This is a genomic window from Planktotalea sp. (assembly GCF_049680325.1).
Classification (GTDB): domain Bacteria; phylum Pseudomonadota; class Alphaproteobacteria; order Rhodobacterales; family Rhodobacteraceae; genus Planktotalea.
The window spans coordinates 1-8,439 of sequence record NZ_JBAUHO010000339.1 but is presented as its reverse complement, the minus strand read 5'-3'; the positions used below and the strand labels follow the sequence as shown (position 1 = coordinate 8,439).

9 protein-coding genes are annotated in these 8,439 nt (G+C 53.5%); 7 read left to right on the top strand and 2 right to left on the bottom strand.

Going from position 1 to position 8,439, the window contains the following annotated elements; all coding sequences use genetic code 11:
* Positions 1-42 precede the first annotated feature (42 nt).
* From WBC85_RS15035 to WBC85_RS15005, 7 genes are all read left to right on the top strand, one after another.
* Positions 43-1,338 carry an ABC transporter substrate-binding protein gene (locus WBC85_RS15035; protein ID WP_424439021.1) on the top strand — a complete coding sequence of 432 codons (1,296 nt, stop codon included), beginning with the start codon at positions 43-45 and terminating at the stop codon, positions 1,336-1,338.
* Positions 1,339-1,507: 169 nt separating this feature from the next.
* Positions 1,508-2,446, top strand: a complete 939-nt coding sequence (locus WBC85_RS15030; protein WP_424439018.1) for a carbohydrate ABC transporter permease — start codon at positions 1,508-1,510, stop codon at positions 2,444-2,446.
* An 11-nt stretch (positions 2,447-2,457) separates the two neighbouring features.
* A complete protein-coding gene (locus tag WBC85_RS15025; protein WP_424439015.1) occupies positions 2,458-3,294 on the top strand; it encodes a carbohydrate ABC transporter permease in 837 nt (278 codons plus the stop codon).
* A 1-nt stretch (position 3,295) separates the two neighbouring features.
* Positions 3,296-4,060 (top strand): SDR family oxidoreductase, encoded by a 765-nt coding sequence (locus WBC85_RS15020; protein ID WP_424439012.1) that lies wholly within the window; start codon positions 3,296-3,298, stop codon positions 4,058-4,060.
* Positions 4,061-4,064: 4 nt separating this feature from the next.
* Positions 4,065-4,961 (top strand): helix-turn-helix domain-containing protein, encoded by an 897-nt coding sequence (locus tag WBC85_RS15015; RefSeq protein ID WP_424439009.1) that lies wholly within the window; start codon positions 4,065-4,067, stop codon positions 4,959-4,961.
* Positions 4,954-6,375 carry a mannitol dehydrogenase family protein gene (locus WBC85_RS15010; protein ID WP_424439006.1) on the top strand — a complete coding sequence of 474 codons (1,422 nt, stop codon included), beginning with the start codon at positions 4,954-4,956 and terminating at the stop codon, positions 6,373-6,375. The genes WBC85_RS15015 and WBC85_RS15010 overlap by 8 nt, the downstream gene beginning before the upstream one ends.
* Positions 6,363-7,397, top strand: coding sequence for an ABC transporter ATP-binding protein (locus WBC85_RS15005; RefSeq protein WP_424439003.1), 1,035 nt, complete (start codon positions 6,363-6,365; stop codon positions 7,395-7,397). The genes WBC85_RS15010 and WBC85_RS15005 overlap by 13 nt, the downstream gene beginning before the upstream one ends.
* A 97-nt stretch (positions 7,398-7,494) precedes the next feature.
* Here WBC85_RS15005 and WBC85_RS15000 read toward each other — a convergent pair whose 3' ends face one another.
* Positions 7,495-7,881: a carboxymuconolactone decarboxylase family protein gene (locus tag WBC85_RS15000; RefSeq protein WP_424439000.1), complete on the bottom strand. Its 387-nt coding sequence runs from the start codon at positions 7,879-7,881 to the stop codon at positions 7,495-7,497.
* Between the two features lie 39 nt (positions 7,882-7,920).
* Positions 7,921-8,439 (bottom strand): substrate binding domain-containing protein (locus WBC85_RS14995; RefSeq protein ID WP_424438997.1); only part of this gene is annotated, 519 nt, incomplete at its 5' end.

Genomic DNA, 8,439 nt, shown 5'->3' with positions numbered 1-8,439 from the left:
ATTCGATACGGATCCGTTTATTAGACTTCTGGGAGGAAGATAATGAAATCTCTACGTAACACGGCTTTGGGCCTGACACTTGGCGTTGCAGCCGCAACAACAGCGTTTGCTGACAGCCACGCAAAAGCACTTACGATTGCGATCGTAAACAACGGTCACATGATTAACATGCAGAAAGTTGCCGAGGCATATACTGCAGAAACAGGCGTTGCTCTTAAATGGGTATCTCTGGAAGAAGGCGTTCTGCGCGAGCAGGTCACGTCCGACACAGCAACCGGTGGCGGCCAGTACGACATCATCAACATCGGCATGCAGGAAGCACCAATCTGGGGCGCCGCTGGCTGGATCGAGCCACTGAACTTTGGCGCAGACTACGACGTTGACGACATCCTGCCTGCTATGCGTGCTGGTCTGTCCGCTGACGGTCAGCTTTATGCTGCACCATTCTATGGTGAATCTTCCATGGTTATGTACCGTGGTGATTTGGCCGACGCTGCTGGCGTAACAATCGCTGACAACGACAGCTGGGATAACATCACAGCAGCTGCTGCAGCGATGCACGACCCAGAGAACGGCGTATACGGTGCATGTCTCCGTGGTAAGCCAGGTTGGGGCGACAACGGCGCATTCATCGGTACAATCGCAAACTCATTCGGCGCTGCATATCTTAACGCCGACATGACACCAGCGTTCGACACACCTGAGTTTAATGCTGCGGTTACGATGTACGTGAACTTGCTGCAGAACTACGGCCCTCCCGGTTCTGAAGGTAACTCCTTCAACGAGATCTTGGCTTTGTATAACGAAGGCAAGTGTGGCCTTTGGATCGATGCGACAATCGCTGCGTCCTTCCTTGAGAACGAAAATGTTCGTTACGCTCAGGCGCCAAATGCTGGTAATCCAGTGGGTGCGAACTGGCTCTGGGCTTGGGCAATGGCTGTTCCAACAGGTTCGCCTAACTCTGAAGAAGCACACAAGTTCATCGAGTGGGCAACATCCAAAGAGTACGTACAGGCTGTAGGTAACCACCCAGACTTCGGTTGGGGCAAGGTTCCAACAGGTCAGCGTGCATCTACATATGCAATCCCTGAGTTCCAGGCAGCTGCGAAATTCGCGGACGCTGAACTTGCTGCGATCAACTCTGCTGCTCCAGAAGCGACAGACATCAAGCCATATGTTGGTGTTCAGTTCGTAGCGATCCCTGAGTTCCCAGAAATCGGTACTGCATTCGGTCAGGAAATGGCAGCGGCTTTGTCCGGCGCCAAGTCTGTAGAAGACGCACTTGCAGCAGCGCAGTCTGCAGCGGACTCTATCTTGAAAGAAGCGGGTTACTACTAAACCGTTTAGGTAAATAACGAAGAGCCCGGTTGTTTCCGGGCTCTTCACCCCCTTAAGTTTTGTTCGTTTGTTTTGCTTGATCTGTGCTGTCACGATTGCTGATCGCTGAACAAACACCCGCACACAATTAGAATTTTTTGAAACCCCTGCTTGTAAGGTGATTCGAGCCATGTCCGATAGAACGCTCCCCCGCATTCTCCAAACGCCAGCCGTCGCGCTCTTGCTGATCTGGATGTTGGTCCCTCTCAGCATGACGCTTTATTTCTCATTCATTCGCTACGTGCTGAACAGTACAGTCCGGCCAGAGTGGATGACCCCGTCGCTTAGTAACTGGCGCGGATTTGGTAACTACGCCTATGTTCTGAAGGCGAAGGACTTCTTGTTTGCCATCCAGAACTCGGTTCTGATTGTTGGCAGCATTCTGATTATCACAGTTGTTCTGGGCCTCGGTATCGCGGTTCTAATCAACCGTAACTTCCCCGGTCGCGGCATTGTTCGTGTTCTGCTGATCTCGCCCTTCTTTGTTATGCCAGCGGTGAACGGTGTTCTTTGGATCAACATGATCCTTGATCCCGTGCTTGGTCTGAATGGCATCGCGGTTGCCGGCATCAACAACCTTGTCGATGGTTTGCGCGACTTCCCTGGTCTTGGATGGTTCTTCAACCTATGGCCCACGTTTGAGCCGATTTCCTTCCGTGCATCGCAAACTTCTGCCTATGCGGTAATCATGATGGTTGCCTGGCAGTGGACGCCTTTCGCGGTCCTGATCTTTATGACGTCTTTGCAATCCGAAGATGAAAGCCAGAAAGAAGCGGCGACACTGGATGGCGCAAACGCGTGGTCCCAGTTCATCAACCTGACGGTTCCGCATCTGGCCCGCCCGATCGCGATTGTTGTGATGATCCAGTCGATTTTCCACCTTTCGCTCTATGCGGAAATCGAAATCGTATCTCGCGGCAGTGGTAACAAAAACCTGCCTTATCTGATCGGTGAGTTCACAAACAACAACATTGGCGCAGCCAGTGCCACAGGTATCTTCGCAGTCATCCTCGCCAACATCATCGCAATTTTCTTGCTGCGCATAGTCGGCAAGAGCTTGATGGATTAAGGAAAAAGACAATGGCAACAGTTGCTCAAAATTCCCGTATTAGTAACATCCTCTGGCCCATCGCGGCTTGGATCATTGCGCTGATCTTCTTCTTTCCGATCTTCTGGCTGGTCTTTACCAGCTTCAAGACCGACGCGGATGCGGTAAAGCCTGAGTTCTTGTTCTTCTTCACGCCGACGCTGGAGAACTACACGAACATGACCGAGAACTACGATTACTGGCGCTTCGCCATCAACTCGGTCATCACATCGTCCTTCGCGACATTGTTCGCATTGATCGTGGGTGTTCCAGCGGCCTATGCGATGGCCTTCAACCCATCGCGCCACACCAAGGACATTCTGATGTGGATGCTGTCCACCAAGATGCTTCCTGCGGCGGCGGTTCTATACCCGATGACCTTCCTCACGAAGAACCTCCTGTCGATCTATGACACGCATTTCCTGGTGATCCTGGTTCTGTGCCTTATCAACCTGCCTATCGTGATTTGGATGCTCTTTACCTACTTCAAAGAAATCCCGAAAGAGATCATCGAAGCGGGTAAAATGGACGGTGTTTCTACGTGGGGCGAGATCAAGGATATCCTGATCCCGCTGGCATGGGGCGGCATCGCATCGACAGCTCTGCTCACGTTTATCTTCTGCTGGAACGAAGCCTATTGGACCGTGCGCCTGACCACGATTGATGCAGCGACGCTTTCGACGTTGATCGAAGGTAACCGCGCACCCGAGGGTCTGTTCTTCGGACGACTGTCCGCTGTGTCCACAGCCGCAATCGCACCGATCGTTATCCTTGGATGGTTCTGCCAGAAGCAGCTTGTTGCCGGCCTGACATTCGGTGCGGTGAAGTAAAATGACCCTTAACGCAGCCCCTACAGATTTGACTGGTAAAACGGTCCTGGTCACCGGGGCTGCGGGTGGTATCGGCGCAAGCGCGGTCGAGCATTTTGCCGCGATGGGAGCAACGGTCTATGCGAGCGATATCGCAGATGACTTTGACGGCGCGGCGACATATGTCCGCTTTGATCTGATGGACCCGAAAGGCCTTGACGACTGTCTAGCTTGGATCGCTGAAATCAAGCCTGACGTTCTGTTTAACAACGCCGCGCTTTTTGCGATGGGCAGCATACTGGAGGAGGGTGACTTGCAACAACTTGACCGTCTGTTCAGTGTTAATGTGCGCGCCTTTTATGCAGTGATGCAGGCCTGCGCGAAATCTATGGTGGCACATGGCCAGCACGGATCAATCATCAACCTTGCCAGTCAAGCGGGCCATCGCGGCGAAGCATTGGTTGCGCATTACTGCGCGAGCAAAGCCGCCGTGATTAGCTACACTCAATCCGCTGCGCTGGCGCTTGCACCGCATAAGGTTCGCGTCAATGCGATAAGCCCGGGCGTGATTGATACGCCGATGTGGAAAACTGTCGATGCGATGTTTGCCAAGTTTGAAGGTAAGGAAATCGGCCAGAAGAAACGCGAAGTTGGCGAAGCAGTGCCCTTGGGTTATATGGGAGCACCTGCTGATGTGGCGCGCGTTGCAGTCTTTCTTGCCTCGGATCAGTCATCTTACATGACCGCTCAAACCATCGGCGTCGATGGTGGAAATGTGTTGAGATAGACAGATGTCGATTATCGCCCCAGAAATTGAAATGGTTGATCGCTCCACGCGATCCATCCGCTATTTGGAGCACGGCTGGCCAACGCATCTGGATCGTTGGCACGCGCATGAAGAATATGAACTTCACTTAATCACGGCGACCTTTGGCAAGGCTTTCGTGGGGGACCATATCGGCGAGTTTAAAGCGGGCGATCTGTATCTGACAGGGCCAAACCTGCCGCACAACTGGCGTTCCGATGAAAGCTTTACCGAAAACGTTCCTGTGCGCGATATGCTGGTTCAGTTCAGTCATGGCAGTGTTGAAAGCCTCGCAAACGGGTTTCCTGAATTTGCCGAAGTGCGCAATATGCTGATGACCGCACAATCGGGCATTTTGTTCGAAGGTTTCAATGCAACATTTGCCCGCGGCCACATGGAAGCAATTCGCGACCATCAAGGCCCGGAGCGCATCCTTGCATTTGTCCGCTTTCTGGTGCGGCTGAACGAGCACGCGGAAAAGCGCATTTTGTCGACTGCCAAGCTTGTTACGCCCGCAGTTGGTAGCAAATACGCGCGTATTGGCGCGGTTGTTGACCACATTGTGACCCGCTTTAAAGAAGAGTTTTCAGTGACCGACGCCGCGAAAATGGCGGGCATGACCCAAGCCACATTTAGCCGCAACTTCCAGTCCGTTACGGGCCACCGCTTTGTCGAGTTCGTCAATCGCGTTCGGATCGGGCAGGCTTGCGGCATGCTCTATGCGACGGATGATCCCGTGATGGCGATTTGCCATAAAGCCGGCTTTCACAACCTTGCAAACTTTAATCGCCATTTCCTTAAACAGAAGGGAATGACGCCGTCAGCCTACCGCGAAACGGCACGAAAAGATCTGGTTCCAGCCTTGGAGGAAACCCATGAATAGCGCAGTACAGACCCATATTGCTGCGACAACGTTTGATCGGAGCGCCTGTGCTGCGGGCGTTGTGCATCTGGGGTTCGGAGCGTTTCATCGCGCGCATCAGGCCGTTTATTTTGACGACTACATGCAAGAAACGGGCGATCTACGCTGGGGCATCGTTGCAGTAAACCTGCGCGGCGGGGAAGCCGCCCAGTTTCAGAACGCAGCAGATGATGTTGCCCGTCATGATGGCTATTTCCTCAAGTCGATTTCTGCGGACGGGCAGGTCGCCTTGCGCCGTGTGCGCAGCCATATTGATTTCATGGATTGGAGCGCAAATAAAAGCGCGAGCGAAGCTTTGCTTTCCAGGCCTTCGGTCAAGATGGTGACGATCACTGTCACTGAAAGTGGATACTACACTGACCCGAACGGTAACCTGAACACGTCTGATGCATTGATTGCCACCGAGGTTTCGGGTGGCTCGCCAAGTACGGTTTACGGTTATCTACGCACCGCTTTGCAGCAACGCATGAACGTCACTGGCGCGCCTTTGACGATTGTTTGTTGTGACAACATTCGCCAGAACGGCAAAATGTTGCGCCGTAATCTGTTGGCCTATTTGACAGCGTGCAACGATCAGGTTCTTACGGATTGGGTGGCGGAAAACGTGGCCTTCCCGTGTTCGATGGTGGATCGCATTACACCGCGCAGCTCGGACGAACTGGCCGCGGAAATGAGCCAAGTCGTTGGTGACAAAGTAACATCGCCCATCGTTGCGGAAGATTTTATTCAGTGGGTTTTGCAGGAAACATCCAAAACAGAGCTGCCAGATCTGGCGCGCGCTGGTGTGACGGTGACGCCTGATGTTGATCCGTATGAAGAAACCAAAATCCGCGTTCTGAATGGCGGGCATACGGCGCTTTGCTATCTTGCTGCGCTGGAAGGCATCGAAACCTTTGATGCCGCGATGCGGGTGCCGCACCTGCACGCGCATTTCCGTGCATTTGAATCGCAAGAGGTTCTGCCCGCTATCACGATTGATCTACCGTTTTTGAAAGAAGACTATCTGGACAAGATCGATCGCCGTTTCGGGAACCAAGCGATTGGTGACACGGTTGCGCGCATCTGCGCTGACGGTATGGTCAAGTTTCCGATCTTTATTCGCCCGACGCTGGCTGGCTGTTTCGAACAGGGCATCGTGCCTGTCAATTCGATCCACAGCATCGCTAGCTGGTATGTCTTTGCGCGCCATGTGGCGGCGGGCAAAATACCGTTCAAGTATATCGAACCAAGCTGGGATGAGCTTAGCGCCATGCTTGGTACGGATGCCTTTTTTACATGTCGCCAGCTTTGGGGTGATATTCCTGAAACCTATCCTGAATTCGCTGACACCCTACGACGCGAAATAACCGAATTGGAGGCAAAATGGCCGGTCTAACTCTGCGCGATGTGCGCAAAAGCTACGGTGCAACCCAAGTCATGCACGGTGTTGATCTCGATATCGAAGATGGCGAGTTTGTCGTTTTCGTCGGCCCGTCGGGCTGCGGCAAATCCACGTTGCTGCGCATGATCGCAGGGCTGGAAGAGATTTCCGACGGTACTGTCAAGATTGGCGAAACCGTGGTGAACGATGTTGCAGCGTCCAAGCGCGGCGTTGCGATGGTTTTCCAAACCTATGCGCTTTATCCGCATATGACGGTTTACAAGAACATGGCCTTCGGTCTGAAGCAGGCGAAAACCGACCCTGCCGAGATCGAAAAGCGCGTGAGCGCCGCGGCGGAAATCCTGCAGATCACAGACTATCTGGATCGCAGCCCGCGTAACCTTTCGGGTGGACAGCGCCAGCGTGTTGCAATTGGCCGCGCTATTGTTCGTGATCCGGAGGTGTTCCTGTTCGACGAACCCTTGTCCAACCTTGACGCGGCCCTGCGTGTTCAGACACGTCTAGAAATCGCTCGTTTGCACGAACGTCTTGGCTCTACGATGATCTACGTGACCCACGATCAGGTCGAAGCGATGACGCTTGCCGACAAGATTGTTGTTCTGCGTGATGGCCGCATTGAGCAGGTCGGCTCGCCAATCGAGCTATATGAGCGTCCTGCGAACGCGTTCGTTGCGCAGTTTATCGGAAGCCCGAAGATGAACTTCTTCAAAGCAAACGATCTGCCTGACACAGCTGCCGGTATTTTGGGCCGCAAAGTTGGTGCGGGCGAGCAAGTGGGCCTGCGCCCAGAGCATCTGATCCCGTGCGATGCAGCGAATGCAGTTGTGCAGGGCAAGCTGGAATTGGTCGAAAATCTTGGCGAATACGCGCTGGTTCATCTGATTTCGCCGCAGGGTGTGGAGTTCATTGCGAAGACTGAAAAGCCACCAGCTGAAGCAAAGGGCGAGACGATCAACTTTACGATCAAGTCAGAGCTTGCGCATTACTTCGACGTTGAAACAGGTCTGCGCGCCTAAGGTTACGGGCGTCTGGAAACTGACAATTTGGGCGGCTTTGGACAATTCCGAAGCCGCCCGTTTCTATTTATGCGCATGTCTCGGATTACTGGCGCGGCTATGTCGCTGCGTCTTCTGTGGCAAAGACCTCTAGCGCTGCGTTCAGCCCGTTTATTGCTGCGGGCAATCCGCCATAGAGCGACATCTGCCAGATAGCTTCTGCAATTTCTTCTTGTGACAGACCCGCTTTGCGCCCGCCTGCGATGTTAACCATCAACTGTGGCTTAGTCTGGCCACCAAGGGCAGTTAAGGCAGCGATGGTCGCCAGATATCTGTCGCGTAGCGGCAGGCCAGGGCGCGCGTATTGGCGCCCATAGGCGAAATCGACCACGCCTTCCGCCATTCCGGGCAATAAATGACCGTAGCGTGCGTTCAACGCGTTTTCCATGCCCGGGTTCAGTTGTTCCGAAAGCTCTCTGCCAATCTGGGTGGTTGTCTTTGTCATTGAGTGTCCTGATTTAAGAGTGGGTTGTTGAGCAAGTGACTAAGCGCTCGCCTTTGTTCGTTCAGGTGCTACGCGAAAATGGCGGACAAGGAAATCAACAAAGACGCGGGTTTTGGGGGCGAGATTGCGCCGCTCCGGGAACATCACGGCGATGTCCGTGCTTGGTGGAGAATACTCTGGCAATACGTGGACCAATTCGCCCGAGCGGAATTTGGCGTCCGTCATATAGCGCGGCAAACGCGCTATACCGATGCCGGCAAGGGTCGCGTGAAAGATAACGTCGGTGCTATTTCCTTCAAAGGTGCCGCGCGCCTCGAATACCTGCCCGTTTGTGACATCGCTGTTGTTCCACTTGTTACGTCTGGAATTGCCAGCGATCCGTAGGCAATTGTGCTTGGCCAGATCGTCAAAGCATGTCGGCGTTCCGTGCTTTTCCAGATATTCAGGAGAGGCACAAAGCGCCCTGTGGCTTTGCATGATGCGGCGCAATACAATGTCAGGGTCTTTGTGCTGTTCCGCAAAGCAGATGGTCGCATCAAAGCCTTCACTTTGCAGGTT